The 26318-nt window shown below is 40.3% G+C and carries 21 protein-coding genes, 1 tRNA gene and 1 pseudogene; 7 read left to right on the top strand and 16 right to left on the bottom strand.

Annotated features, from left to right (window positions below; genetic code table 11):
• Positions 1-59: 59 nt before the first annotated feature.
• Positions 60-215 (top strand): annotated as a pseudogene (locus ACEZ3G_RS17070) (Fic/DOC family N-terminal domain-containing protein); the annotation flags it as partial.
• Positions 195-986: a Fic family protein gene (locus tag ACEZ3G_RS00155; RefSeq protein WP_449288535.1), complete on the top strand. Its 792-nt coding sequence runs from the start codon at positions 195-197 to the stop codon at positions 984-986. The pseudogene ACEZ3G_RS17070 and the gene ACEZ3G_RS00155, both read left to right, overlap by 21 nt.
• Positions 987-1604: 618 nt before the next feature.
• Here ACEZ3G_RS00155 and ACEZ3G_RS00160 read toward each other — a convergent pair.
• The 8 genes from ACEZ3G_RS00160 to ACEZ3G_RS00195 form a co-directional block, all read right to left on the bottom strand.
• Complete coding sequence (locus ACEZ3G_RS00160) at positions 1605-2261, bottom strand: MFS transporter (protein WP_432423457.1); 657 nt, start codon at positions 2259-2261, stop codon at positions 1605-1607.
• Positions 2258-2911, bottom strand: coding sequence for an MFS transporter (locus tag ACEZ3G_RS00165; RefSeq protein WP_432423458.1), 654 nt, complete (start codon positions 2909-2911; stop codon positions 2258-2260). Before ACEZ3G_RS00165 ends, ACEZ3G_RS00160 begins: the two co-directional genes overlap by 4 nt.
• A 48-nt stretch (positions 2912-2959) precedes the next feature.
• Positions 2960-4222 (bottom strand): ComEC/Rec2 family competence protein, encoded by a 1263-nt coding sequence (locus ACEZ3G_RS00170; RefSeq protein WP_432423459.1) that lies wholly within the window; start codon positions 4220-4222, stop codon positions 2960-2962.
• A gap of 9 nt (positions 4223-4231) precedes the next feature.
• Entirely contained in the window at positions 4232-4597 is a 366-nt protein-coding gene (locus ACEZ3G_RS00175; RefSeq protein ID WP_432423460.1) for a hypothetical protein, read from the bottom strand.
• A gap of 3 nt (positions 4598-4600) precedes the next feature.
• Positions 4601-5116, bottom strand: a complete 516-nt coding sequence (locus ACEZ3G_RS00180) for a glycerophosphodiester phosphodiesterase family protein (RefSeq protein WP_432423461.1) — start codon at positions 5114-5116, stop codon at positions 4601-4603.
• A gap of 86 nt (positions 5117-5202) precedes the next feature.
• A complete protein-coding gene (locus tag ACEZ3G_RS00185; RefSeq protein ID WP_432423462.1) occupies positions 5203-6657 on the bottom strand; it encodes a RagB/SusD family nutrient uptake outer membrane protein in 1455 nt (484 codons plus the stop codon).
• An 18-nt stretch (positions 6658-6675) separates the two neighbouring features.
• Complete coding sequence (locus ACEZ3G_RS00190; protein ID WP_432423463.1) at positions 6676-10092, bottom strand: TonB-dependent receptor; 3417 nt, start codon at positions 10090-10092, stop codon at positions 6676-6678.
• A 176-nt stretch (positions 10093-10268) separates the two neighbouring features.
• On the bottom strand, positions 10269-11414 hold the full coding sequence (locus ACEZ3G_RS00195) for a FecR family protein (protein ID WP_432423464.1): 1146 nt from the start codon (positions 11412-11414) through the stop codon (positions 10269-10271).
• Positions 11415-11636: 222 nt separating this feature from the next.
• Between ACEZ3G_RS00195 and ACEZ3G_RS00200 the strand changes: the two genes are divergently transcribed.
• On the top strand, positions 11637-12236 hold the full coding sequence (locus ACEZ3G_RS00200) for an RNA polymerase sigma factor (protein WP_432423465.1): 600 nt from the start codon (positions 11637-11639) through the stop codon (positions 12234-12236).
• Positions 12237-12282: 46 nt separating this feature from the next.
• Here ACEZ3G_RS00200 and ACEZ3G_RS00205 read toward each other — a convergent pair whose 3' ends face one another.
• Complete coding sequence (locus ACEZ3G_RS00205; protein WP_432423466.1) at positions 12283-12510, bottom strand: hypothetical protein; 228 nt, start codon at positions 12508-12510, stop codon at positions 12283-12285.
• Positions 12507-12758 (bottom strand): transposase, encoded by a 252-nt coding sequence (locus ACEZ3G_RS00210; RefSeq protein ID WP_432425123.1) that lies wholly within the window; start codon positions 12756-12758, stop codon positions 12507-12509. The genes ACEZ3G_RS00205 and ACEZ3G_RS00210 overlap by 4 nt, the downstream gene beginning before the upstream one ends.
• Positions 12759-13218: 460 nt before the next feature.
• On the opposite strand from ACEZ3G_RS00210, the gene ACEZ3G_RS00215 reads away from it, so the two are divergent.
• Positions 13219-16299, top strand: coding sequence for a SusC/RagA family TonB-linked outer membrane protein (locus ACEZ3G_RS00215; RefSeq protein WP_432423467.1), 3081 nt, complete (start codon positions 13219-13221; stop codon positions 16297-16299).
• 38 nt (positions 16300-16337) lie between these two features.
• Positions 16338-17996, top strand: a complete 1659-nt coding sequence (locus ACEZ3G_RS00220) for a RagB/SusD family nutrient uptake outer membrane protein (RefSeq protein ID WP_432423468.1) — start codon at positions 16338-16340, stop codon at positions 17994-17996.
• A gap of 72 nt (positions 17997-18068) precedes the next feature.
• Here ACEZ3G_RS00220 and ACEZ3G_RS00225 read toward each other — a convergent pair whose 3' ends face one another.
• The 5 genes from ACEZ3G_RS00225 to ACEZ3G_RS00245 all read right to left on the bottom strand — a co-directional run bounded on the left by ACEZ3G_RS00225 (position 18069) and on the right by ACEZ3G_RS00245 (position 23680).
• On the bottom strand, positions 18069-19124 hold the full coding sequence (locus tag ACEZ3G_RS00225; protein WP_432423469.1) for a substrate-binding domain-containing protein: 1056 nt from the start codon (positions 19122-19124) through the stop codon (positions 18069-18071).
• Between the two features lie 78 nt (positions 19125-19202).
• Positions 19203-19811: a 3-keto-disaccharide hydrolase gene (locus ACEZ3G_RS00230; RefSeq protein ID WP_432423470.1), complete on the bottom strand. Its 609-nt coding sequence runs from the start codon at positions 19809-19811 to the stop codon at positions 19203-19205.
• A 25-nt stretch (positions 19812-19836) separates the two neighbouring features.
• Positions 19837-20913, bottom strand: a complete 1077-nt coding sequence (locus ACEZ3G_RS00235) for a DUF6807 domain-containing protein (protein WP_432423471.1) — start codon at positions 20911-20913, stop codon at positions 19837-19839.
• A gap of 12 nt (positions 20914-20925) precedes the next feature.
• On the bottom strand, positions 20926-22284 hold the full coding sequence (locus ACEZ3G_RS00240) for a Gfo/Idh/MocA family protein (protein ID WP_432423472.1): 1359 nt from the start codon (positions 22282-22284) through the stop codon (positions 20926-20928).
• A gap of 22 nt (positions 22285-22306) precedes the next feature.
• A complete protein-coding gene (locus ACEZ3G_RS00245; protein WP_432423473.1) occupies positions 22307-23680 on the bottom strand; it encodes a 3-keto-disaccharide hydrolase in 1374 nt (457 codons plus the stop codon).
• A 262-nt stretch (positions 23681-23942) separates the two neighbouring features.
• On the opposite strand from ACEZ3G_RS00245, the gene uxaC reads away from it, so the two are divergent.
• Entirely contained in the window at positions 23943-25331 is a 1389-nt protein-coding gene (gene uxaC / locus ACEZ3G_RS00250) for a glucuronate isomerase (protein ID WP_432423474.1), read from the top strand.
• A 277-nt stretch (positions 25332-25608) separates the two neighbouring features.
• Positions 25609-25692, top strand: a tRNA-Leu gene (locus ACEZ3G_RS00255).
• A 53-nt stretch (positions 25693-25745) separates the two neighbouring features.
• Here the strand turns inward: ACEZ3G_RS00255 and ACEZ3G_RS00260 are convergent.
• Positions 25746-26306 (bottom strand): TlpA family protein disulfide reductase, encoded by a 561-nt coding sequence (locus tag ACEZ3G_RS00260; protein ID WP_432423475.1) that lies wholly within the window; start codon positions 26304-26306, stop codon positions 25746-25748.
• Positions 26307-26318 lie beyond the last annotated feature (12 nt).

Genomic DNA, 26318 nt, shown 5'->3' on the forward strand with positions numbered 1-26318 from the left:
TGCTAGTAAAACATTGTCAAAGTTGAATGGGACAATAATAAACTTACCAAACCCCAAGCTTTTTTTTAGACACCATACACTTAGAAGAAGCAAAAGCTAGTTCGGAAATAGAAAACATTATTACCACAAATGATGACTTATATCAGGCATTTGTGGCTGATAAGAAATTTGACAATGCCGCAGCTAAAGAAGTAATCAGCTATAAAGAAGCCTTATGGCGTGCCCTGGCCCACTTGGAGAAAAAACCGTTTTTGACCACTAATCTCTTTATCGAGATTGTTCATCGAATTAAACAAAATGATTCTGGTATAAGAACAACTCCAGGTACTACTTTATACAATACTAAAGGGCAAGTAATTTATACGCCGCCATCAGGAGAATCCATTATAAGAGATAAGTTATCTAACTTGGAAAAATTCATCAACGAACCAAGTAAGCTAGACCCACTTATAAAAATGGCTTTAATGCATTACCAGTTTGAAGCCATTCATCCTTTTGCAGATGGTACCGGTAGAACTGGTCGTATTTTACTCCTACTTTATCTAAAATTAGAAAAACTCTTAGATGTACCTGCCATTTATCTTAGTGAGTACATTATTAACAATAAAGCTGCATATTATAATAAACTAAGACTTGTAACTGAAAATGAAGATTGGGAAGGCTGGATATTGTACATGTTGGACATGGTAGAAATAAGTGCCCAAAAGGGATTAGAACGTCTTGGTAAGATTACTTCGCTTATGGAGAAAATGTCCAACGATATTAGAACCCAGTTACCAGAAGCGTATTCTCGAGAGTTAATAGAAGTCTTATTTAGATTACCATATACTAAAAGAAAACACTTAATCGATGAAAAATTGGGAACTCCTAAGACCGTTGGTAATTATTTAAGAGATTTGGAACAAGCTGGATTTCTAAAATCTGTTAAGGTTGGAAAAGAAAAATTGTACCTCAATTTTCAATTGATGGAAATATTGGAAAAGTAGGTATGTAAAACATATATTTGCATGATCAATTTTATTTGATAGAAGATACAAAAAAATAAGTTCATATGATATATCGTTTTTGATAGGTGCGCAAATCGGTGCACATATTAAAAATTTAGATTTTAACTTATTGAAAATCAAATGATTGGTGCTTAAGTTCGAGCCCCTGTCAGGTCACATAAGAATATAGTTTGAAAAACCTTGCCAATTGCAAAAATTGGCAAGGTTTTATTTTTTTGGAACATCTACCTTCGATTGATATGACAGGATAAAAACCAACAAATTGCGGATTCAAAAACGACCTTTATTAAATGAACGTCCCAACGAACATTTCAGGGTCTGAAAGCTCAAGGGTATTCAACAAATTCTTAAGGTCGATATTTTCAAAAATGGGCATTTGCCCTGTAATTTATCATGCCTCCAGGACACGTGTTTCGGAGTTCAACTAATCGTCCGGGACAACAAACTTCATACTGATTTTCGATTAGGGCAACAACACTATATTAACCGATGTAGCCACACCCACCCGTAACAATGTTTTTAATTTTCATTTTGTACAAAGTATATTTGTTATACTATATTTATTAGAGATTGGGCAAATATGATCTTTTATCTTTTTTAAGTTTTTTCCCATGTGAACAAGGCCATTAAAACCGATAATACGGCAGCACTGATCCAAAAAATAGTAATGTAACCAAAATCATATATGGTTTCACCGTTCACCACTGTCTTATTGCTTTCTATAAGGAATCCACTTGCAATGTCCTGAAGACCCGCGGCCAGATAGCTCATGATCCCCACTACCCCCAGAGCGGCCCCAGAGGCCTTTTTGGAAGCAATATCCACAGCCATAAGTCCTCCCAAATAACATATCAAAGCACCGATGCCCAAACCGAAAATGACCATGCTTATGGCATCCAACCACCATAGATCCTTTGGTCCGAGCAGGAAGAGACATAGTGCAAAGACGTTCATGAGCCCAAAGATCAAAGCAGGCTTGTTCCTGCGTCCTTTAAAGAACTTATCGGAAACAAACCCTGAAGAGGCCGTACCCAATATGCCGCATATCGCACTGATGGCCACCAACGTATTGGACTGTGTCAAAGTATAGCCTTTCGCCGTCTCAAAATAATAGGGGGCCCAGCTATTTACCGCATATCGGGAGATGTACATGAATCCGCTTGAAAGGGCCAGTGCCCATATATATGGATTTTTGAGAACCTCTCTTTGCTCGCTCCATGTAGAGATGTTTTTAGATTTAAAGTCTTCATTCACGGGGGGGGTAAGCCTTTACTTTCCGGTGTGTCGTGAAAGAACAGGTAGATGATAACCGCACCTAGCATCCCTATTATTGCCGCTGCTTTGAAGCCCCATTCCCATCCAAAATAAGAGGCGACTACCGCTGTCAGTATATAGGTCAAGGCCTCACCGATGTTATGGCTCGTACTCCAAAAGCCATAAAAACTTCCACGCTTTTTATCCTTGTACCAACGAGACAGGGAAACGACGCTTGATGGGGCTCCCATGGACTGTACCCAACCGTTTACGCCCCAACAGATGGCAAAGAACAAAAATGTACCTGTAAAGCCCATAATCAGATTGACCAATGCTGATATTAGAAGGCCAAAAGACATAAATCTTCTGATATTGCTGTAATCGGCGAGGAAACCGTTTGTGAATTTTCCAGCGGCATAGGTGAAAAATAAGGTAGACCCTATGATCCCCAATTCTGATTCAGTAAGGATACCGCCATCCAGAATCGGTTTCTTTACAACGTTTAGGCTCAATCTGCAAACATAGTACAGACCATAGCCCAATGTTGCTGAAAAGAATACCTGCCATTTCAGTTTTTTATACCTACTTTGTTGTTCCTCAAATGTACCCAAGACCGGTTCAGGTAGGGATTTTTTAAATAATCCTTTCATTCTGACTATATAATTGTTGGCGAGAACATCACCATTATAGGATTTCTATTATCTACTTTGGTATGGGCCATATTCCTGTTTGACGTCCATTGAAGATTCATCCAGTACAAACACCTTATAAATATTCCCATTCGGCGCAACGCGTATGACAATATGCCCCTGTAGGCTTTTATAATTTTCCCTGAACCAAGGGCCATAGGTTACTAATGTTTCAGAATGCATGTTCGTTGAGAATATATCACGTTCCCCGGTTGTATTGTTTTGGTAAATCAAACGTTGGTACACCTCCTGCCCGGGATGATCCGAACACCAGCTTTGTTGTACCACTACTTTTGGATCCAATGTTTTAACAAAAAACTCATTGGTGGCATCTCGATTTCCATGATGGTTCAAGGTGGTTACTTCAACTGGTCCAACCACCTTTGCCATTGGTGTCTCAACATCGAACCATTCGGGAAGACCAAAGCCCTGCAGACCCGTGTTATCCCCGCCCGTGAAATAATCAAAATCGCCATATGATATTTTTAGCGCAAGGCTCAAAGGATTTTCGTTATAACTTCCCTTATAAAAATCAGTCATCTCCTCTGCCGTGAAATATTCAAAAGTCTCGTCCTCGGTTCCGGTCCAAATAGTAGCGTTCGATTTCACATTGCGAACCCTGAAAGTCGGATAGCGATTTTGGTCGTTCAGCAAATGTATCTGCTTGTCACTACCAACCATCAATGCCTCGGTTGGGATATCCTCTTTGGCAATAAATGACCGGTAATTTTGAAACAGTTCATCTTCTTTTAAATGGCTGGAAAGATCAAGGGGGAAATTTAGATCAGGAGAATTCCTGTCTATTATTTTCCCATAAGGTATCTCATTACCTAAGTCAATAATACTTCCGTAGTGATCTTCATGAAAATGTGAAATCAAGGCATAGTCAATCGAGTCTTTCCACTCAATGGGCATTACCTTCTCTATATAGCGGGCTATCCACTGTGCCGTCGTTTGAGAATCGTTAGGTATTGGGGTGGTTGCCTTTAAAGGAGCATATTTTTTTTCAAACTTTTCCTTGTCCAGGTTTCCGGCATCAAAAAGCATTGTTGTACCATCTGGGAATACAAAAAAAGTGGCGTCCCCACTTCCTGTATTGATATGGTGGATATCGAGATAGCCTTCTTGCCATGGTGAAATATTGGGTTCTTTTGAAATTGTATACCCAACCGAAAAGATATCTTGGTTGGTTCTTTTTTTGCATCTAGATAAGAGCAAAACAATTATCAATAACCCAATGATTTTTACGTTCGAGTTCATCCTAATTCTCATCGTTTAAGGTTATTCATGCAGGTTTTTAGATCGTAAGTACTCCAATAAAATCTTTGGATGATCAGTCTGGATCATTGCAGGTTTAAGGGAAATCACTTTATCCAGTGATCTGTAATCACCTTTTACGAAATCATCATCCTCGTCCCAGAGCGTATTCATAAAGATCAATTGACCATCTTGGTGTGCCAAGTCCATATTCTCCTTTGTAAAACTATCCTCCGTAAAGTGTTGAAGTGAAGACTTTGTTGTCATTTCATAAAAAGCAAAATCTTTTCTATCCTTTGAAAGTGGTAAAACGGCGAATAAGGAATCAATCGCTATCATTTCCATCACTTTCGCCTTTTGTCCGATAAAGGATATGACCTGATGCTCCATTTTTTATTCACACAGAAGCGCATACAACGCTTTGAAATCCAAATCTTTTATATCTAGATTTGGGATCACTTTACCCTTGGCAGTTTTAAGAGCATCACTTAATTTTGGAATCTTATAAGGTGTAACGGAATCTTCTATTTTCAAAGAAAAATTTTGTAGTTCTTTAAATGTAAAGTCATTTAGTTTTCCTTTGCCTGTTGAAACTCTACCAATAGAATCATCGTGCATCAAGACCAAAACACTGTCCTTAGTGGTTCTTACATCGAGTTCCACTAAATCTATACCCAAGATTATAGCGTTCTTTATAGATTGCAAAGAATTTTCAGGCGCATTTTTATGATAAGAGCGATGAGCGCATACGAGTATATTATTTTTTGATTTATAGTCAATGGTTTGAACGACCTTATTAACCGCTAGCTTAGGAACATTAATATTACTCTTTGGTTGTTCCTTAACAGAATGTTTACACGATAAGAACGATAAGAACAATAATACCGATAATAGAATATATTTCTTCATATTAATTTGATTTAAAAGAAAAGGCCGGCTTGTTAGCAAACCGACCTTTAACTAAACTAACAAAAAACTAACTCAAACAACTCTAATTAATACCCAGGATTTTGAACTAAAGCCGGGTTGGTATCGATCTCGTTCTGTGGAATCGGATAAAGTAATTGATTTGTAGATATACTTAATGTTAATGGAATATTACTAGTTTCTGTAACGTGACTATTTATAACCTCTAGAGCTCTGCCCGTTCTTACCAGATCTGGCCATCTGTGGTTCTCAAATGCCAATTCCCAACGTCTTTCATTCTCTATAGCCAACCTAAATTCAGCTTGATTAGTTACTGTAGCCGAAGTTAAATCTGCCAAACCTGCTCTATTTCTAATTTGGTTTACTAGATCAAAAGCCTGACCATCAGCTACGTAACCTTGTTCATTTAATGCCTCAGCATGCATTAATATTACATCAGCATATCTTAACACAATAACATTAAGGTCACTATCCAGAGGCCCTGCAGTTGGTTCCACAAATTTTTTAGGGTATAATATACCTCCAAAATCACCGATGTTAACATCGCGACGTAAATCGGCTTGATCATATGAATTCCATAGATCTTTGGTTGGTCTATTACTACCGTTGGCACTTCCGTTCACTACAAGGGAACCACCTCCAAATGGTGCAAATTGATTCGCAAAAACACTCCCTTCTCCTAGGCCACTCCCTTCTCCATTAACAACAAAAGAACTTCCTTGACCAGAAGAGTATTGAACTTCAAAAATAGATTCTGCATTATTTTCGTTTCCAGACCCAAATAAATCGGCATAGTTTGGCAGCAAACTATATCCTGATACGTTACTTAAGGCAGAAATAGCTTCAGGATAATTGCCTAATGTCAATTGAACCTTTCCTAGTAAAGCATTTGCGGCTCCTTTTGTAGCCTTTCCGACAACTGATTGGTTAGTGGGCAGGGCATTTGCAGCAGCTTCCAAATCAATGATTATTTGGTTGTAAATGGTCGCAACTGGATCTCTACCATTGCCAAAAGCCTCAAAAGGATCGGTTGTTTGTGTAATTACCAATGGCACCTCTCCAAAAATTCTAACCAAATTAAAATAAGTTAATGCTCTAAGAAATTGTGCTTCTCCTTTTCTAATAGCTTTAGTAGAGGCATCCATATTTATTTTGTCTATATTATTCAATATGGCATTGCAACGTTGAATGCCATCATAGCTATCAATCCATGTACTGCTCAATAAGGCATTGGAAGGCTGTACGGCAAAAATGTCCATATCTGTAATAGCCCCTCCTCTTTGTCCCAATGAGGACGACTCTTCAGAGTTATCCGAACGTACTTCAAATAAATAAAAGATACTCTCTCCAAATTGTCCTTGTTTCTGTAGGGCATCATAAGCGCCGTTCACAGCAGTCTCTATATCATCACTATTAGCAAAGTAACCAGCGGCACTTGGTGTCGAAATAGGAGCCAAATCCAATTCATTACTGCATGAAATGAATAAAAAAGCAACTATTACTATAATTAATATGTTTTTCATAATTCTTTTTTTTAATGATTAAAATGTCAGATTAAGTCCTATTGTAAAAGACTTTGCGGTAGGATAACCACCCCAATCTAGTCCAGGAGTTAAAGGATTTGCATTGCCTCCAACATTTGAGTTTACTTCAGGATTACTTCCAGTATAATTAGTAAATGTGAAAGGGTTTATTGATGAAAAAAATATTCTTGCTTTGTCAATACCAATCTTTTCTGAAACTTTAGAGTCTAGGGTATAACCTAAAGCAATATTCCTGAATCTTAAGAAACTTCCATCTTGTAGTATTTTGCTAGATCTATCATAAAATGCACCATTGTTGCCCGCTCTAGCCCATCCTGTACCTGGATTTGATGGCGATTGCCAACGGCCTTCAACACGCTCGGCCAAAGCATTACCAAACCCACCTTCTAATGTCGCAAAGAAATAGTTAAAGTTTACAATGTCATGTCCAACGGTGCCCTGAAGTAAAGCAGTCAGATCCCATCCTTTATATTTAAAGGTTGTTGAAAAGCCATAGGTAAAATCGGGGTTGGGGTCACCTATAACTTTACGATCATCATCATTGATTTGCCCATCTCCATTAACATCTTCAATTTGATAATCTCCCGGTGCGGTTCCACGCCCAGAAGTGACATGTGCCGACGCATCGATCTCTTCTTGGGTATTATATACACCAATAATATTCCATCCATAAAACTCGGCTAACGGCCTGCCAACTTCAGTTTTATGATGTTTAGAAATAATCTGTGTTTGGTCTGTGCCTAAAGACAGTACTTTGTTCTTATTGGTAGATATATTAAATGTAGAAGACCATTCTACACCTCCTAATTTGATATTGTTAGCTGAAATGGCGAATTCAAACCCTTTATTTTCAACTTCTCCCAAGTTTTGTAGCGAGGATGTAAAACCTGATTGCGAAGGCACGGGTACATTCAACAATAATCCATCTGTTGTCGACTTATAATAATCAGCAATAATGGAAACTTTATTATTAAATAACCCAAAATCTATACCTAAATCTATTTGCTTGGTTTCTTCCCAAGATAAGTTGGCATTTGGTGATGTTATTGCCGAAAGACCTCCAAGATTTTCATAATTGGCAGCTCCTAATAAGGCGGTGCCTCCGTAGTTTGGTATTAAATTATTTCCTGTTATTCCCCAACTTGCTCTTAGCTTTAAATCACTTATTGTCTCATTACCTTGTAAAAAGTCTTCTTCACTCATTCTCCATCCTAGTGAAATAGATGGAAAATTACCCCATTTGGAGTTGTCTCCAAATCTTGAAGACCCATCTCGCCTAAAGGAAGCACTTAATAAATATTTTCCTTTATAATCGTAATTTAATCTACTGATATATGAAATTAACGACCACTCTTCTTCAAGTGTATCTCCTCCAGTGATTGTATTTGAACCATTGAATGTTGAAAAATCATTAGCACTGGCATTGGTGCTTGTTAAAAAACTTGAAAACAGCCTTTCTTTTTGAAAAGAGTATCCAGCCAGAACATCTACATTATGGTCATTACCTAATGTTTTCTTAAAGTTAAATGTGTTCTCAGTGATGTAATTGAAAATATCGCCTTCATCCAATCTTCCTACAGCTGCGACAGAGGCTCTGTTTCTACGAGTACCTATACTTGAGGGTCTGAATATGCTAAATTCACTATCAGAATAATTTAGTCCGAAATAGGTTTTGAAATTTAGATTATCAGTTAATGTAAAATCTAGATATGTGCTTCCGATAACATTAAACCGTCTCTGAATGCGTTCAGTAAGAATGGCCATCGCAACAGTGTTTTCAAATCTAGCGCCATTATTCTGTAATCCTGTAGGTGATTGCCCGAATATGATTTGTTCGCTTATGGCAAAGGATCCATCTGGGTTATAAGGTGCGAAATTGGGATATGCGAATTGCGTGATAATTACAATGCCATCATCTCCATGGTGGTTTTCCGATACTTTATTACTTGTAGAATAGCTTGGCGCTACATTTACACCCAATTTAATGTTTTTCAGAAAGGCGTTTTCAGGGTTTTTGAAGATATTGGATTCTAAATTCGTTCTAAAACTATATCTCTTAAAATCTGTACTTATAATGATTCCGTCTTGATCGAAATACTCTCCAGATACTGAAAACTTTGTATCTTCATTACCGCCTCTAGCAGAAAATTGATAACTTCGAATAGGTGCTGTTCTATATATTTCGTCTTGCCAATCGGTATCGATAAGTCCTGGAGTACCAGCTAAATAGGGTTGGTAAAGGTCTGGAACATAGTCTGGAGCAAATACGCCTTGACTTCTAAAGTTTTCTGTTTGAAATTCGGCCCATTGATAGGCGTTTGCCAAATCATAAGTTTCAGCCACTTGCTGAAATCCAACATAAGAATTAAAACTAAACTGGGTTTTCCCTTGTTTTCCTTGTTTGGTAGACACTAAAATAACCCCATTAGAACCTCTGGATCCATAAATGGCTGCCGATGCCGCATCTTTCAATACTTGAACAGATTCGATGTCATTTGGATTGATATCGCTTAAATTAACGCTTTCTGTAGGAAACCCATCTATAACCAATAATGGTGAGGTTCCTGCGGTGATTGTGCCTACACCTCTTACCTTAATATCTGAGGAAACTCCAGGGCTTCCCGTTCCCGCTGAAACCTGAACCCCAGTTACTTGTCCCGCTAGGGCCTGGTCAAAACTGGTTACTGGAAGGTCTGCCATTTGGTCTGATTTTACAGATGCAATGGCTCCTGTAACTTTTTTTCTAGATTGGGCCCCATAACCAACAACGACCACTTCATCTAATTTAGCAGTATCTTCCTGTAAGATGGCTGAAATATTGGTTTGCCCATTTATCGGTATCTCTTGGGTTAAAAAGCCTAAATAAGAAATAATTAATGAGGCGTTCTCGTCTGTAACAGTCAAAGAGAAATTGCCATCAAAATCCGTCGTTGTCCCGTTCGCGGTACCTTTTTCAATAATACTAGCTCCAGGCAACGGTTGGCCGTTTTCATCTTTGACCTGTCCCTGTATAGATTGCTGAGTGCGTTTCTTAACTTTCTCTTCGGGCCATACATTTTTTATAAGTGATATTTGTCGGTCATCAATATGATAGGTTGTATTTGTTCCCATAAATACCCTATCCAAAATAGAATTTACTTTCTCCCTTCTCGCTTTAACGGATACAATTCTTTTTAAATCAACATCTTCAAGAAGGTATAGGAACCTGAATTCGGTTCTATTCTCAATTTCATCAATAAGCTGTTCAACGGTAATATTGTTCAAGTTAAGAGTGACCTTAGTTTGTTGAGAATAACTCTCACTGGCATGCAATGCAAAAAGACTTGTCAACAATAAAAGGACGCTAAGTTTCATCTTTAAATCAAATTTGAACAACGAAGTTTGACCCTTCTTTCGTTTCAGAAGATTTTTCATAATTTTATAGTGTATTAATGTGGTTAAACTTTGATATAATCACTTTATCTAAATCGGGAAATGTTAGCGCATTTTCCGATTTTTCTTTTGAGATATAGTGAACAATAGACCTTTCTATTTAATAAATAGTTTTATGAATTAGTTGTTTATTTCATTGGCGCTTTGGTTTAGTTTGTTTATTTAAGTATGACTTTATTGTCTTCAATGGTGTAGTTAATTCCGTAGGTACTCTTAAAATAATTCAACACCACCTCTATTGGCTCATCCCCAAAATTGGCATTGAATTTTTTTTGGGAATATTTCAAATTTTGATTTATTATGGTAACATTATAATGTCTTTCCAATTTCTTTAATATATTCTCTAAACTCACTCCCCTGAAGATAAGTTCTCCCTTCATCCATGAGGTATATACATCTGTAATTACAGGTTTTGTGGAAATATTTCTTTGCTGTCTGTCAAAACTTCCCTTAAAACCAGGTTCAAGAATTACACCTTCACTTTTCTTATCTAATTGCAGACCTACCGAACCTTCGACCAAAACAACTTCAGTAGTTACATCTTCAGGATAGTTGGAAACATTGAATCGTGTACCCAGTACTTGAATCTCCAGGTTATCTGAAGTGCTGACCGTGAAAGGACGTTTTGAATCTTTGGCCACATGTAAAAAAGCTTCTCCAACCAAGAAAACTTCTCTTTTACCTTCTTTTAAAAAACTGACAGGATATTTTAAAGACGTTCCTGCATTAAGATGAACAATAGACCCATCAGATAATTCCAGTTCAAATCTCTTCCCAAATGGAACGGTCAATTGATTATAAACCAGTTCTTCGGACTCGACAGGAGCTTTGGTGTAAGTTATTCGGTTACCTTTTTGCTTCCCTATTACCTTACCTTGAGTATTTATTATATCCGCCGTCCCTCCTTCTGATATTACTTCAAGATTACCATTTTCAAGCTCCAGGGTAATTACGTCTTCACTGGGAAAAGCAATATTTTCAGTTTTGTCCGAATAAAATCCTTGTTGAAAAAAATATGCGCTACCAAAGAGTATAGCTACGACAGCCGCATATCTTAAATATCTGGTAATCCTTAGGGTAATCAGTGAACGTTTATCTTTCTTTATTTTTTCCAATAAAGAATTCTTGGTTCTTTCCGTATTGAATTCGCCCATTATATCTTCGATTGCGTAATTGATTTTTATATACTCATTAAATAATTGCTTGTCTTCGGATTTCGCAAACCATGAATTCAGTTCATCCCACTCATTTTTTGAAATGGAATTATTTAGGTACTTAATAATGAGTTTTTCTATGTTAGTCATCTTGATAAAACTAAGCCACTATACCCATTACAAAGCCATCTAACAATACCACCAAGTTTTAAATGTTTTTTTTTGTTTTGTCAAAACTATTTTCACATTTCATTCAAATCCCTACATTTGAAAGATTGATAATGAATAAATGATTTAGTAGATGTTTGCGTGCTTACCTTTTATAATGAGTTAGTTAACCGACGAAATTAGATGTTATTATCCATTTCTAATATGAAAGAAAACTTTAATAATAACAATGATTTAATTCGCTATTTAAAAAAAGGCAATACCAATGCCTATGCGTATTTGGTAGATACTTATAACCATAAGCTTTGCTTGTACGCCAACAGTTTGATGAACGATACTCCAGCTTCTGAAGACATTGTTCAAAATGTCTTCATAAAGGTTTGGGAAAAACGTGATAATTTAAAAACCGATTTTTCCGTTAAAAGCTATCTGTACAAATCAGTTTACAATGCTTGTATAAATGAATACAAGAGGAATCAATCAGTCACTGGACTAGAAAAAAAATATATTGAAGAATTAGGGCGTATCGTTGAGGATAAAGATGAAGATGCTTTGGAAAAATTGATTGGTTTGGTCAAGGAGGCTATTCATGAATTGCCTCCAAAATGTAAAGAGGTTTTTCTTCTAAGCAAAAAAGAGGGGTTGACCAATATTGAAATCTCGGAGTATTTGAATATTTCCAAAAATACTATCGAACGGCATATCAACATCGCTTTTTCGAAAATTCGTGAAAATGTTGGAAAAAAGACCGACATGATTCTTTTTCTATTGTTCGGATTTCGAGAAAACCTTAGGGACAAATGATTTTCCTATATTCATATTTGATTTCTTGAAAATTGATTCCGCTTTCCTATATATGGAAAACGCATCTGTTTGTATACTCGACAGAGCCGTTTGTGGTTCCACGGGTGTCCTTGATACCTGAGCATCCAGAAAATTTTCTGAATCCGGATGTGGGATGCTCTTGAGCCAGCCGATCCAAAGCTTCTATAATCTTGCCGTCGTTCTTGCCCTTAGGCCTGTAATAGTACACCGAACTGCTAAGGCAAAGCAGAAAACAGGCCGCTCTAAGGCTCATACCGTGCTCCCTTGCCAAATAATCGGCCGAGGAGCGTTTATCGGCCGGCCCCTAGAGCTTTTTTTTATCAGGTCCTTAAGCGCATTGTTTTGGTGGGCAAGCTCGGTGTACATCTGCTTGTAACGGCTCAGCTCGCCTTCCATCTCTTTTAGCTTTTTGAGCTGAGAGGCGTCCATGCCCCCGTATTTGCCCTTCCAGTTATAGAAGGTGGCCGCACTGATGCCGTGTTCCTTGCAGAGTTCCTTTATTCGGAATGCCCGCTTCGTACTGTTTGAATATCTTGACTTGGGTCTCTGTAAATCGACTTCTTATCATGTCTTTGAATTTACAATTAACATTCTATTTTTGAAGTTAGCTGTTTTTAGGGACACTTATGTCTACTACAATTCTAACAGAATAAGGCACCTCTTTTTTTATAACATTCTGTTTCCTATTTATGGTAAAAATAGATTTTCATTTTTTTTTAATAAACCTATTTCCTATATTCGGTAACGTTAACGAAATTATTGTGTACGTTAACGATGTTAACTGTGGACACTTTGAAGAAAATATTTTCTAATTAGGCGACCCTAAAAGAAACAGTTGTAAAGTTCAATCAAAATGTATTTATAATCAAAATCTTGTTTAATCTATGAAACATACAAAAAACCGTTAATAACGTAACCTCGCTGACTTACTTTCAATAATCTAACTAAACAACAATATGACATGAAAAAATCATTTTTTAAAAGAAAACCGCCTAGAGCAAAGATTTTTTTTGCGCTCTTCTTATGCTGTGCAGCAGGGCTTCAGACAATTCACGGTAATACTTCTTTGTCTTTCGAATACCCCAGTGCTGATCTTGAAGAAATGCAATCTACGGTTACCGGTGTCGTAACCGATGAGAACGGGACTCCCCTACCTGGGGCCAGTGTTTTGGTAAAAGGCACCACAACTGGTACCACTACCGATTTTGATGGCAATTACACCATCAATGTTGATTCCAACGGCACCTTAGTTGTCAGTTATATCGGATATAGCAGCCAAGAAGTCGCCGTGAACGGCAGATCTTCAATCAATATTAGTATGGTCGTCGATGCAAGCCAATTGGAGGAAGTAATCGTTGTTGGATACGGTACCCAAAAGAAGGGCGAAGTCACCGGTTCGATAGAAACGGTAGATGCCGAGCAGTTGAGCATAGTACAAGTTGCAAGTACGATCGACGCCATTAAAGGCCAGATAGCGGGTGTCGATGTACAATCCACGGGTGGTAGACCAGGTCAGACCCCTACGGTAAGAATAAGGGGTAGGCGATCAATAAGCGCGTCTAACGACCCGCTTTATGTAGTTGATGGTATACCTTTAATAGATGGCCCGAACTCAATGGCAGATATTAACCCCGATGACATTGCGTCAATGCAGGTCTTGAAAGATGCCGCGGCAACAGCGGTATATGGATCTCGCGGCGCTAACGGTGTAATCTTGGTCTCGACCAATCGCGGCAGGGTCGGAAAAACAAAAATAACTTATAGCAGCCGTTACGGAGTTACTTCTGCAACACGTTTGGTCGATATGATGAACGGTGAGGAATTCGCAGCCTTGAAAAGGGAATCGAGAAGAATCGGATGGAATGGTACTATTCCCGCAGATACCGAGGTTTTTTTGGATCCCATTGAACTCGAATCGCTTTCCTTGGGAAGGTCCACAAACTGGTTGGACGAAGTACTTAGCAACGGATGGCAGACCAACCACCAAATAGGAATAAGCGGAGGATCTGAGAAGACCACTTTTAGTACTTCAATAGGCTACTTCAAAGAACAAGGTATCATTAGCAATCAAGATTTCGAACGATTTTCCGGTCGTGTGAACGTAGATCACCAAATCAACGATATATTTAAGGTTGGTGCTTCTTTCTTGGTGGCCAAGACCGAGCAAAATTGGGGTTCGAACGCCACAATGGGTGAAGCATTGGCAAATAACCCCCTGGGAGTGCCCTACGATGCAAATGGAGATTTGAAATTCTTGCCGACCAACGATGGCATACGTACCAATCCGTTAAATGAATTGGTCGAGGGTGCCTATATCGATGAACGTACCCAAACTAGGATTTTTGCTCCTATTTATTTGGATATCAATATCATGGAAGGATTGAAATGGACAACTACCTTTGGACCAGATATCCGTTTAGGAAGACGAGGAACCTTTTCGGGAAGCTTCACCAACACAAACCGTGGGGGCCCAGGCAGGGCAGGTGTTATCAATGATATCGATTTTGGCTATACGCTCGAAAATCTATTGACCTATAACAAAGCCTTGAACGATCGACATAACATAAAGGTTACTTTACTGCAAAGTATCCAAAAATCTAGATTTGAAAGATATCAAACCGATGTTACCGGTATACCCTATGAATCGCAGGCATTTTACAATCTAGGCTCCGCGACGAATGGAAGCGTTGTTCAATCTAGACTTACACAATGGGCACTGGCATCCTTTATGGGAAGAATAAATTATGATTTCGATGGCAAGTACCTATTTCAAGCTTCGTTAAGGGCAGATGGCTCCTCAAGATTGGCCCCTGGCAATCAGTGGAAATACTTCCCAGGAATTTCGGCCGGCTGGAGAATGGACCAAGAGGACTTTTTGGCCGACACCCAAGTTTCCGAGATGAAATTGCGGGCGTCTTACGGTGAGGTGGGCAACACTTCCGTACTCCCGTACCAGACGGCAGGTAGGTTAAGTAATTCTGTTTACGCTTTTGGAGAAGACTCTGCACTAGGGTTTGGGCTCAATGAAATACCAAACGAAGATTTGACCTGGGAAGTATCGAAAACCTTGGACATCGGTCTTGATTACGGTTTCTTTAACAACCGTCTCGTAGGATCTTTTGACTGGTTCCGTACCAACACGGTAGACCTATTATTGGCGAGAAGCTTGCCTGCAACATCTGGTTATCAAAACGTTTTGCAAAATGTTGGGTCTACACGCACCACAGGTTTTGAATTTTCGATCAGTGGAGGTATCATCGACAACGATACCAACGGATTCAATTGGGATGTGGACTTGAACATTTCAACTTATAACGAAGAAATCACAGAATTGGCATTGACCGATGCAGATGGAAATCCGTTAGATGACGTTGGTAATGGATGGTTCATAGGAGAGCCGATTAGAGTTTTTTACGATTACGAAAAAATCGGTATTTGGCAGGCCAATGAAGAAGCCGCGGCCTTGGCCGCGGAAAACAAGGTGCCTGGTGAAATCAAGTTGAACGATTTGAACGGCGACGGGGTAATTACACCGGACGACCGTAAGATTATCGGTAATGGTGTGCCTGATTACTATGGTGGCTTTAACAACAAGTTCTCCTATAAAGGATTCGATTTAGGAGTCTTCTTTGTATATCGCATGGGGCATACCGTACTTTCAAATTTTCACGGTGGCAATAACTCCCTTTTTGGACGATATAATAACTTAGATGTTGATTATTGGACCATCGACAACCCGACCAACGCCTACCCGAGACCAAACGAGAATCAGGAAAGTCCGAGAGATGGGTCAACACTCCGCTATTTTGACGGAAGTTTTCTAAAACTTCGTAATATATCGTTGGGCTATAACCTTCCGACATCGATTGTTGACAAATTGGGTATGGAAAAATTACGTTTATCGGTTTCAGGGCAGAATTTATGGTTCTCAAGTGATTATGAGACGTTCGATCCCGAGATTTCCGAAGATGTCACTTCACTTGGTTCTGGTGTAGTGCCGAGCACCAAGCAATGGTCGTTATCATTGAACGCAACGTTTTAAAAAAAGAATTGTTAGTTAAATAGAATAATTTAAATATTATGAACAGAAAAATATATTTAATCTTAGTCTTAGCTCTGGCTTTTAGTATTGAGTCATGTGATAAATTTATAGAAGAGGAGCTGATAACCGATGTATCGGCCGCTTCTTACTATACGACAGAAGGCGGCTTTGAAGATGCAGTAAAGGCCACCTACTCTACTTTCAAGCCTTTTTACGGTCAAGAAATGGGAGCCGCCATGACCACCTTTGGAACCGACATCTGGACCAATGGCGCCGATGGGGGCCACAAGTTTTTTAACTTTTATGACGGCCAATTGAATGGGGCATCGAGCTATGTGACCGCCACTTGGGACCTTTGGTACCAAGGTATCAACCAGGCCAATGCCGTAATCAATCGCTCTGCCGAGGTCGATATGGATGAAGCGCAAAAAAACTTACGTATCGCTGAAGTTCGTTTTCTAAGGGCCTTCTTCTATTTTAATGTGGTAACTACCTATGGTGACGCACATTTATCATTGGAAGAGACCGAAGGGGTCGAAGTCGAAGCGAATAAAACATCGCAATCTGAAATTTATGCCCAAGCCATTGTACCTGATCTTGAATTTGCCATTGCCAATCTACCTAATGAGCAAGACGAATATGGCAGGGCCACCAAACCTGCCGCCGAATTCTTGTTGGGCAAGGCACTATTGACCCGTAGTTATACTTCTTTCGGAGAAGGTTCTGATGCCTCAAGGGCGGAGACCTTGTTCGGCAATGTTATCAATAATTACGGCTTTGAACTTTTGGACAATTTTGCAGATCTCTGGGACATCAACAATCAAGAGAACAGCGAAATGGTCTTTGTAATACCCAATTCGAAAGCGCAAGTTGATAGCGATGTTGATCCTTTCGGACATCGCTGGCATCTCTATTTTCTGCACGAATATGATGTACGGCGCGGTATGACAAGGGACATTAACAATGGGCGACCTTGGAAAAGACACAGACCTACCGATTTTATGTTGACCTTGTGGGATAGGACTATCGATACGCGATATGATGCCTCGTTCAAACATGTTTGGTATGCGAACAAGGAAGAACCCGCAACCGAAGCTGTAGGTGATGAACCTGCAAGGGCGGCCATTGCCATTGGTGATACCGCGATTTATATTCCAGGCCCCGGTAAGGATATCGATTGGCCCCAATCGCGACAAGATGCCGTTCCCTATTTGGTCTATAGTAATGATGAATATAATGAAAGACTTTTTCCGTCGATGAATAAATGGATCGATGCAACTCGACCTGACAGGCAAAAGGTTAATGGTCAGCGTGATTTTATTTTAATGCGCCTCGGCGATGCCTACCTGCTAAGGGCCGAAGCAAGACTGGCACAGAACAACACAACAGGCGCCGCAGAAGACATCAATGTCATAAGAATGCGTGCAGCGGTACCAGGACAAGAAGCGGCTTCACAAATCACGGCAGCTGACGTTGACCTCGATTTTCTGCTTGATGAAAGGGCCAGAGAACTTGTCGGTGAAGGTCATCGTTGGTGGGATCTAGTACGGACAGGCACATTGGTAGAACGAGTGAGGGCCCATAACCCGCAAGGTGCGCCGAATATTCAAGATTACCATACGGTAAGACCAATACCCCAAAACCAAATTGACAGAACTTTAGGAGGCTACCCTCAAAATCCAGGATACCCACAATAATAGTAGTTTGAGTTAGTTTTTTGATCAACCTCCCATTGTATTCTTACGTGGGGGGTTTTTTATGCGCGCCTTTCAAATCATTTTGGCAAAAACTTTCGGGCCAAAGGGAATATTTTCCTTGACCATTATTTCTACAGGAATATCTAAATTTAGTTCAGACCCATCCTGCTTGGTCAAATAATTGAATAGGTTTTTTATAGCGACATAACCCTGATACCGTGGTTGTTGGTTGATAAGAAAATCGATTTTACCGTTTTCGAGATGCTTTAAGTTCTGCTTGTTCAGGTCAAAACCCACTATGAAGGTATTCTTCACTTGGTATTCTTCAAGTATTCGTGGTAACAAATGTGACTTGGAGTTAGTAACGAATATGCCTTTGCGGTCGTCGGTAGCGAACCAGGTTTCCATTTCCTTTGTAACCACGAACTCTCCACTCAAGGAATAATTGATCGTTCGAATTTGCACATCTTGACCAGAATCTTCAAAGAATTTTCTAAAACCACGCTCCCTTTGAACGTTATTGGCATGTATACCACGATCATTTAGCATATTTACGACAAAATAGCAGCCCTTATCGCCCACTAGGCCGTTAAGCAATCTTCCCGCGACTCGACCAGCCTTATAAGAGTCTTGTCGCACAAAATTGGCAGGCATTTCAAGTTCTATTTCAGTATCAATGAAAACAACAGGGATATCTTTCTTATTTGCCCGATCCAATAACTCGTTACTCTCATTTTCAAAAAAAGCGACCGTAACAATAGCATCATAATCTTTCAAAAAGATCTCATCCATAAGTCCCTTATAAGTTGAAGAATCCAAAAACTCGAAATAATCAACTTCCACGCCCAACTCCATCAATTCTTTCACCGCCCTGCCAATTCCCTTTTTAGGAAGTTTCCAATAGCTCCATTTGTTCTTGGTCTCGGGTATAAGTACGGCAAACTTTATTTTCTTGACCGAAGCCAGTTTCAATCGGCTTGCGGTAGTATTCTTGGTATACCCTATCTCTTTGATGACCTTTCGGACTTTTTTTTCGGTTTCCTTTGATACACCGGTTCTATTGTGAAGTACGCGATCTACCGTACCGATCGACACGTTTGCAAGTCTTGCTATTCTTTTGATTCCCATAAACTAGCTGAAAAATTATTCAGTCATATGAAATACTAAAGTACAACCTTTCTCATGCAAGAAAAAATGACCCCAGAATCAATCTAGTTCGGTAACGGAGATATTCCTGAATTGAATGGTCATGTCACGCCCTGGGTGAAGTTGAAGCCCGATAGGGCCCTTCAAATCAGCACCCTCAAGTACATACTCCATTACTTTTTGTCCGTTGAGCCAAACTTTATATGCGTTGCCGACGGCTTCCGCCTTTATGGTGTTCCAATCGTCCATACGCAAAAGTTCCTTTATTTGCTCTGCCTCTACCGGATATCCCATTTTGGGGATATAGGGCGATGCGGTCATATCTCTTTTTAACGACCCCGAGATTCCGATTTGGATCTGTGCGTTTTTCTCGCTCTCACCACGCATAAAAATTCCCGAATCGACCGTGCCTTTTCCAAATTTAAAATCCAATTGTACAACAAAATCGCTGTATTCCTTCTTTGTCCACAAATTCGAACCTTTTTGTTCGGGGTCGCTTTTCGCCCATAAACTCCCTTCTTCAATGGTCCACCATACATTGTCTTCGGGTATTTGCCAATGTTCTAGATCTTCTCCATTGAAGAGGACTGTCTTTTTCGCATCGCTATTCTGACCACATACTGTAAATGTCAAGGCAAAGCTGAAAATCAAGGAAAAAATATATCTCATACCGATCAATCTTATTGTATAAAAGCTACTGCACGTTAAAATCCGTGAAGTGGTGATCTAAAATGTTTTTTGAAAGTTCTGAACCGTTATGTACCAAAATACGATAGTTGAAGGTCGTTGATCCGCCTTTTTTCAGTTTGAAATCCAAGGTTTCCTTTCCTTCTGAAAACACCGCCTGACCCAAAGGATTCGCCGCAAAAAGGCCATAACCTCGGGCATGCCAATATGTTGGATATCCTACATTGTCTTTATGGTCCATTATCGTGATCGAAACCGTTTCGCCATCGATAGTACTTTCCAATTTGACCCAATTATTTCGCGTTCCCCAAACATCGTTGCCCGTCAGGCCTCCACTGCCATGGTAATTTCCATTTATACCCTCATTGTTCAGGGCCTTTACCTCTGTAATGTTTCCTTCGGCATCGGTATAGATTGCCGGCTCATCAGAGGGCAATTCCATTTCACGGGCAACGCGAATACCGATCATTCCTTCTTTATTATCCTTAAAGGAGACATCTTGCAATGCTTTCAGGGTCGTCGAACGATCGATGGTTCTCGTGTTTTCTTCTTCTGAAAATCTGAACTCGGTTATCTCCTCCAACAAATCAACATTATCCGGCGAACGCCAAATCGCACGTATTTTCAAAATACCCTTGTCTGCATCGCTTTCTAAAATCCCTTGATGGAAAATGCTTCCGTATTTATGTTTTTCCGAATCGGGAATGGCATAAGAATTGTTCCAAAAATCCAATCCATTTACATCGCCATAATTCAACCAAAGTCCGGCATGATGGGGATGATCAACTCTTTCATTTGGCCTCGGTTCGTAAGGAAATCCTCTGGTCAATGTTTTTCCACTTTTGGTCAGAATCGGATATAAAATGGGTTTTGGGGTCTGGCCATCATAAATATAATTGGTAAACAATTTACCATTGAGATATATGGCCATCCTTTGTTCATCTGCGTTTTCTACAAATTCCACTTGAGGTATAGCTGCCTCGTCAAGTGTACCGTTCTCAACTTCGGCGTCCTTTTTAATCTCCTTACATCCCAGCAGCAAAACCGCCAGTATCGTATACCGGTATATCTTATAGAAAGTCATAGATTTTAGTTCTTAGTATTGAAATACCTTGCCTCCGGCCAGTACATCTTGCGATGCTTCGTCGAAAGTGGCCTTTAGACCTGTTCTCAGTGCGGCCGTGGTCATGATATTGGCAATGGAATGGTTATAACCCGCTTCTACCGGTCCATTTGTTTTTTCCCTGCTACGAACGCACTCCATCCAATTCAACATATGCAACGAGGTCATATTGTCTGCACCCGTATCGGCTGAAGTAACCACTTTTGGCGCATTTTCAGATAGGTCAAAACCCTTTAGTTTGTTCGCTTCCATTCCCATTGCACTTGCATGACGCTCCGAAAGGCCGCCATTGTCGCTTACCTTATTCGTATCTAGGTTCAATTCACCTGCATTGGAATAATAGATTTCTTTAGTGCCTCCCGCCGAATTCGTAAACCTTGACGAATAGGTTACCTGGAAGCCCGAATCTAGGTCATCTGCCGGACCATAATCGAATACGGCCGACATGGTATCAAAGTTCTTGCGACCGTCTTTCCACAAATAGATTCCACCATTTGCAGCTACACTTCGCGGATGCGCCAAACCCGAAAACCAGTGCACCGTATCGATCTGGTGCGACATCCATTGGCCCGGAATCCCCGAAGAGTAAGGCCAGAACAATCTGTATTCCAAATATTTTCTAGGATCCCACGCCGCTGGTGGGCGGTTCATTTGATAGCGTTTCCAATCGGTATCTGACTCTTTTATTTCACTTGTCAGCTTGGGTAAACGCCACCGACCAGGTTGATTGACGTTCCAGGTCATTTCGACCATTACGATATCGCCAAACTTGCCCGACTTGATGAAATCGTTGGCGGCATGATAGTTGGCCCCGCTTCTTCTTTGCGAACCGATCTGGAATACGATACCCGATTCTTTGACGGCCTCCAATCCAACGCGGGCATCGGCCATGGTCTCGGCAAAAGGTTTCTCACAATACACATCTTTTTTTGCATTCGCGGCCTGTACGGTATGCAGGGCATGTTGAAAGTCGGCCGTTGATATTATTACGGCATCAATCTCGTTTTTATCGTACATTTCTTCATGATTGCGCCATTTGGCAATGGTTTGACCCGTCAATTCCTTAACGTAGGCCACACCTTCGTCCCTTCTTCTGTTCCAAATATCGGAGACCCCGGTGAACTCAAAGTTTTGGGCCTTGCTGTGCATATTAAAGGCAGGGATCAACGCGCCCTTTGCCCTATTTGAAAAACCTGCAATACCTACTCGGACACGATCGTTAGCGCCCAATATTTTTTTATAACTCTTGGCACTCATTGCATTGGCGCCCAAAACAACTCCGCTTGAAGCCAGGGCTGTTTTTTTGATAAAATCTCTTCTCTTATTGTCCATGTTCGATGATTTAAACTATTATTTAGAATTCGCGTACCTTGATATTTTTAAAGGAAACCTTGTCGCCATGATCCTGCAGCAGTATCAGCCCTTCTGGAATGCGTCCAAAATTCTCCCATTTCTCATACTTGCTTTTCTCTACCAAGGCCTTGAAAGCTTGGCTGAAACGGTCGTACTCGACGACCTTGACCTGATTCAGCCAATGTTCGACATGTCCTCCTTTGACCACAATTCGGGCGTTGTTCCATTGCCCGACCCCTTTAAAGTTTTTCCCTCTGGAATTATTATTGTTCTCGGCTCTAATAAGGTCATATAATGACCCAACAGTACGGTTGCCATTTTTTCCCATTTTGGCATCGGGATGTGCCTTGTCGTCCAAAACTTGGAACTCCAATCCAATTGCCGAGCCCTCTCCTTTGTTCAATTCAGAATCGACAAAATATTTTATGCCGCTATTGGCCCCTTCGGTAATCTTAAAATCGACACTAAGTTCAAAATCACTGAAGGTATCGTTGGTAACGATGTCGCCACCGTTTCGAGATTCCTCGCCACCTGAGGACAAAACACTGAGTACTCCGTCGGCAATCTCCCAACCATACTCGGGAAACTTGTCTAGTTTCGCCCCACGCCATCCATTTGTTGTTTTTCCGTCCCACAACAATCGCCAACCTTTTCTCCTCTCACTCGGGGTCAACTGGTTTGTTAAATAGCTGATTTCGGGCACATCGTTATCGAGTGGTTTTCGCGAGTTCTCTAAATTATCCGTTTTGATTTTTATATTTTTCCATTTAACGATTTTCCCTTCATGTTCTTTGTCTTGAATGGCATGTACCTGAAATGCGATAATACCTTCAGCGGTTGTATCATCGACCAAATTGGCACACTGCACATCATTGACCCAAGTACGTATATGGTTGCCAATGGCCTCGATTCGGTAATGGTTCCATTCGCCCGGCACAAAGGCATTTTGTCCCTTAGGGTTGCGCGTCAACGGATAAAGCCAACCATTTCTAGCCTCGTCGTAAACTCCGCCCGCCCACTTACGGGCACTGGTCTCAATCTCACATTGATACCCATGTACCCTTCCGTTCATGATATCGGGATCGCTAATACTACGAAACTGGACCCCGGAATTCAATCCGTTTTCAACAAAAACATCGAATTCAAGAATGAAATCACCATATTTCTTTTTGGTCGCCATAAAACTATTCGGTGTGTCCATCTTTGATACCCCGATCAACTCCTTATTCCTTACCTCGTATTTGGCGTTGCCGTTAAGCTGTTCAAAATTTTTCAGGTCATTGCCGTTGAACAACATTTCCCAATTGTCCTGGGCCTTGGTCGAGTGGCCTATAAAAATGGCAAAAAACACCAGTAGAATTACCTCTTTTGGCACTAACCTCGAAAATTTGCATATCAATGAACTTGACTTGGGGGGCAATGGTGAATTCATATATTAAAATATTTTTCCGTTAACGTTAACGAATGTAAAAAATATTTTTAACTTATGAGCCTTTAGAGCATATTTCTTAAAAAGTTTGCCCAAGTGTCAGATTCGACCCTTAATTTGATCCTTTCGGAAAAGTTGAACTTTCCAGTTCAATCAATGCCAAGGATATCAATGCATTTTTTAATTTTAACAACTAAACCAAACCAACTTGATACACTCTAATTTTTTATTAGAAAATAGATACTCGGAAGAACTCTATCACGATTTCGCGTGTAAAATGCCAATTATCGATTATCATAATCACCTTTCTCCCAAGGATTTGGCCGATAACAGAATCTTTGCGAACATCACAAAGATCTGGATCGACGGCGACCATTACAAATGGCGCGCCATGCGCACCTTAGGTATCGATGAAAATTTTATTACCGGTAATGCCTCCGATAGGGAGAAGTTCCAAAAATGGGCATATACCGTGCCCTATTCAATGAGAAATCCGCTGTATCATTGGACCCACTTGGAACTTTGCCGTTATTTTGGAATAAATGACCTTCTGACCCCATCTAACGCCGATGAGGTTTATGCGATTACCACTGAAAAACTAAGCACCGATGTTTACAGCAGTCAGAGCTTGATTTCGAAAATGAACGTCGAAGTAATGTGTACCACCGAAGACCCTACCGACTCGTTGGAGCATCACCAAAGACTTTCGAAAAGCAGTTTCAAGACCAAGGTCAGCACTGCATTTCGCCCCGATAAGGCCATTTTTATCGAAAGCGAAGCTTATAACGATTATTTGAACAAACTAGAGTCGGTGGCCAATACGACCATAACTACCTATGAAGATCTAAAAACGACACTTCGCCAAAGAATACAATTCTTTCATGAAAATGGATGTCGTTTGAGCGACCATGGACTTGAAAATCTTTGTGCCGATGACTTTACCGAAACTGAGATCGAATCCATTTTTGAACAAAGAAGAAATGGGAAAAGCGTCGCGAAAGAACAGGCATCAAAGTTTCAAAGTGCCCTACTCTTATTTCTTTCAGAAACCTATCATGAAATGGGATGGGTACAACAATTCCACTTAGGTGCGCTCAGGAACACAAACCGTAGAATGCACCGTATTTTAGGTCCCGATACCGGTTGGGATTCAATTGGCGACTATCAACAGGCACAAAGTTTGGCTAAATTTTTGGATACATTGGACACCAATGATAAATTGACCAAAACCATACTCTACAATGTCAACCCGACTTATAATGAAGTTATGGCCACTATGACCGGCAACTTCAATGACGGAAGTATCAAAGGTAAAGTACAATGGGGGTCCGGATGGTGGTTTTTGGACCAAAAAGACGGTATGACCGATCAATTGAACGTGCTCTCCAATATGGGTCTTTTGAGTTGTTTTGTAGGAATGTTGACCGATTCGAGAAGTTTCCTTTCCTTTCCTCGACACGAATATTTCCGTAGGATTCTGTGCAATCTTTTCGGTATGGAAATCGAAAAAGGAGAACTACCCAATGAAATGCAATGGATAGGAAAGCTCGTTCAAGACATTTGCTACAACAACGCCAAGGAATATTTCAATTTGTAAGTTGAAGAATTTCTTGAATGCAACCCTGCCTTGTGGCAGGCGGCTATCCTCTAGACAAACCACTAGGGGTCATTACTGGTTTTATTTTGACCTAAAGGCCATAAACCAAAATACTGTATTTTAGGCTAAAGTAGTTCCGACCTCTCCAAATGAGAGGTGGAATCGGAAACATTACCTTACCGGCAAGCACGCTCGACACGCCCCGATTGCTATCGGGGTCGAATTCTTTAGATTAAATTCAAAAAGGGTCTTATATTTGCCATCTCTTCTTAAAAAGGCGCACGTGGCGGAACTGGTAGACGCGCCAGCTTGAGGGGCTGGTGGCCATTAGGCCGTGGAAGTTCGAGTCTTCTCGTGCGCACAAAATAAGGTCGTCTGTTAAGACGACCTTTTGTATTTCCGATAAATCGAATACTATTCTTGAATCAGTCTTTCGAGCAGATCATAAACCTTCTTATTGTCCCAGTCGGAAATCGCAGTCTGGTGTACCACGATATTGCCCTGCTTATCAAGGATATAAGACCCAGGAGGTTTCAACAGTTTTATCGGGCTCGGCTCTCCCACAATTTGATAGGTAATCGGAAAGGTATATTTCTTTCTGGCAATGAATTCTTCCGGTAGCTCACGCTCTTCGTTGGTTATGACATAGAAATCAATTTGATCTTTGTAACGTACAAACAAATCTTGTATATCATCCATTTGAGCTCTCGACGGCAGGTTCCAAGATGCCCAAAAGTTGACGAAGATTACCTTGCCTTTAGATTTCTCAAAATTGAAAAAATTCCATTCAGCGTCTTTCAGTTTCCAATCATAGGTCGAAATTTTCCCTTGATTCTCTTCCGAAATTATAGTTGGAGTGGTCGCAAACCATTTGTTCAATAGTTCTTTGCTAAAGTCCCCTAAAGGGGTTACAAAAAAAGAAAGTACCAAACCGATCAACAGAACGTTTAAAATCGTCTTTCCTTTGATCTTCATAAGCGGGGTTTC

Source organism: Meishania litoralis (assembly GCF_042611095.1).
Taxonomy (GTDB): Bacteria; Bacteroidota; Bacteroidia; order Flavobacteriales; family Flavobacteriaceae; genus Meishania; species Meishania litoralis.

What these genes read in the sequence shown, in the direction of transcription:
- ACEZ3G_RS00180 (WP_432423461.1), bottom strand. Translation starts at nt 5,116, where the DNA reads ATGAAGAAATATATTCTATTATCGGTATTATTGTTCTTATCGTTCTTA.
- ACEZ3G_RS00165 (WP_432423458.1), bottom strand. Translation starts at nt 2,911, where the DNA reads ATGAAAGGATTATTTAAAAAATCCCTACCTGAACCGGTCTTGGGTACA.
- ACEZ3G_RS00205 (WP_432423466.1), bottom strand. Translation starts at nt 12,510, where the DNA reads ATGAGCCTTAGAGCGGCCTGTTTTCTGCTTTGCCTTAGCAGTTCGGTG.
- ACEZ3G_RS00235 (WP_432423471.1), bottom strand. Translation starts at nt 20,913, where the DNA reads ATGACTTTCTATAAGATATACCGGTATACGATACTGGCGGTTTTGCTG.
- ACEZ3G_RS00260 (WP_432423475.1), bottom strand. Translation starts at nt 26,306, where the DNA reads ATGAAGATCAAAGGAAAGACGATTTTAAACGTTCTGTTGATCGGTTTG.
- ACEZ3G_RS00175 (WP_432423460.1), bottom strand. Translation starts at nt 4,597, where the DNA reads ATGGAGCATCAGGTCATATCCTTTATCGGACAAAAGGCGAAAGTGATG.
- ACEZ3G_RS00225 (WP_432423469.1), bottom strand. Translation starts at nt 19,124, where the DNA reads ATGGGAATCAAAAGAATAGCAAGACTTGCAAACGTGTCGATCGGTACG.
- ACEZ3G_RS00215 (WP_432423467.1), top strand. Translation starts at nt 13,219, where the DNA reads ATGAAAAAATCATTTTTTAAAAGAAAACCGCCTAGAGCAAAGATTTTT.
- ACEZ3G_RS00230 (WP_432423470.1), bottom strand. Translation starts at nt 19,811, where the DNA reads ATGAGATATATTTTTTCCTTGATTTTCAGCTTTGCCTTGACATTTACA.
- ACEZ3G_RS00195 (WP_432423464.1), bottom strand. Translation starts at nt 11,414, where the DNA reads ATGACTAACATAGAAAAACTCATTATTAAGTACCTAAATAATTCCATT.
- ACEZ3G_RS00190 (WP_432423463.1), bottom strand. Translation starts at nt 10,092, where the DNA reads ATGAAAAATCTTCTGAAACGAAAGAAGGGTCAAACTTCGTTGTTCAAA.
- ACEZ3G_RS00200 (WP_432423465.1), top strand. Translation starts at nt 11,637, where the DNA reads ATGAAAGAAAACTTTAATAATAACAATGATTTAATTCGCTATTTAAAA.
- ACEZ3G_RS00220 (WP_432423468.1), top strand. Translation starts at nt 16,338, where the DNA reads ATGAACAGAAAAATATATTTAATCTTAGTCTTAGCTCTGGCTTTTAGT.
- ACEZ3G_RS00185 (WP_432423462.1), bottom strand. Translation starts at nt 6,657, where the DNA reads ATGAAAAACATATTAATTATAGTAATAGTTGCTTTTTTATTCATTTCA.
- ACEZ3G_RS00170 (WP_432423459.1), bottom strand. Translation starts at nt 4,222, where the DNA reads ATGAGAATTAGGATGAACTCGAACGTAAAAATCATTGGGTTATTGATA.
- ACEZ3G_RS00240 (WP_432423472.1), bottom strand. Translation starts at nt 22,284, where the DNA reads ATGGACAATAAGAGAAGAGATTTTATCAAAAAAACAGCCCTGGCTTCA.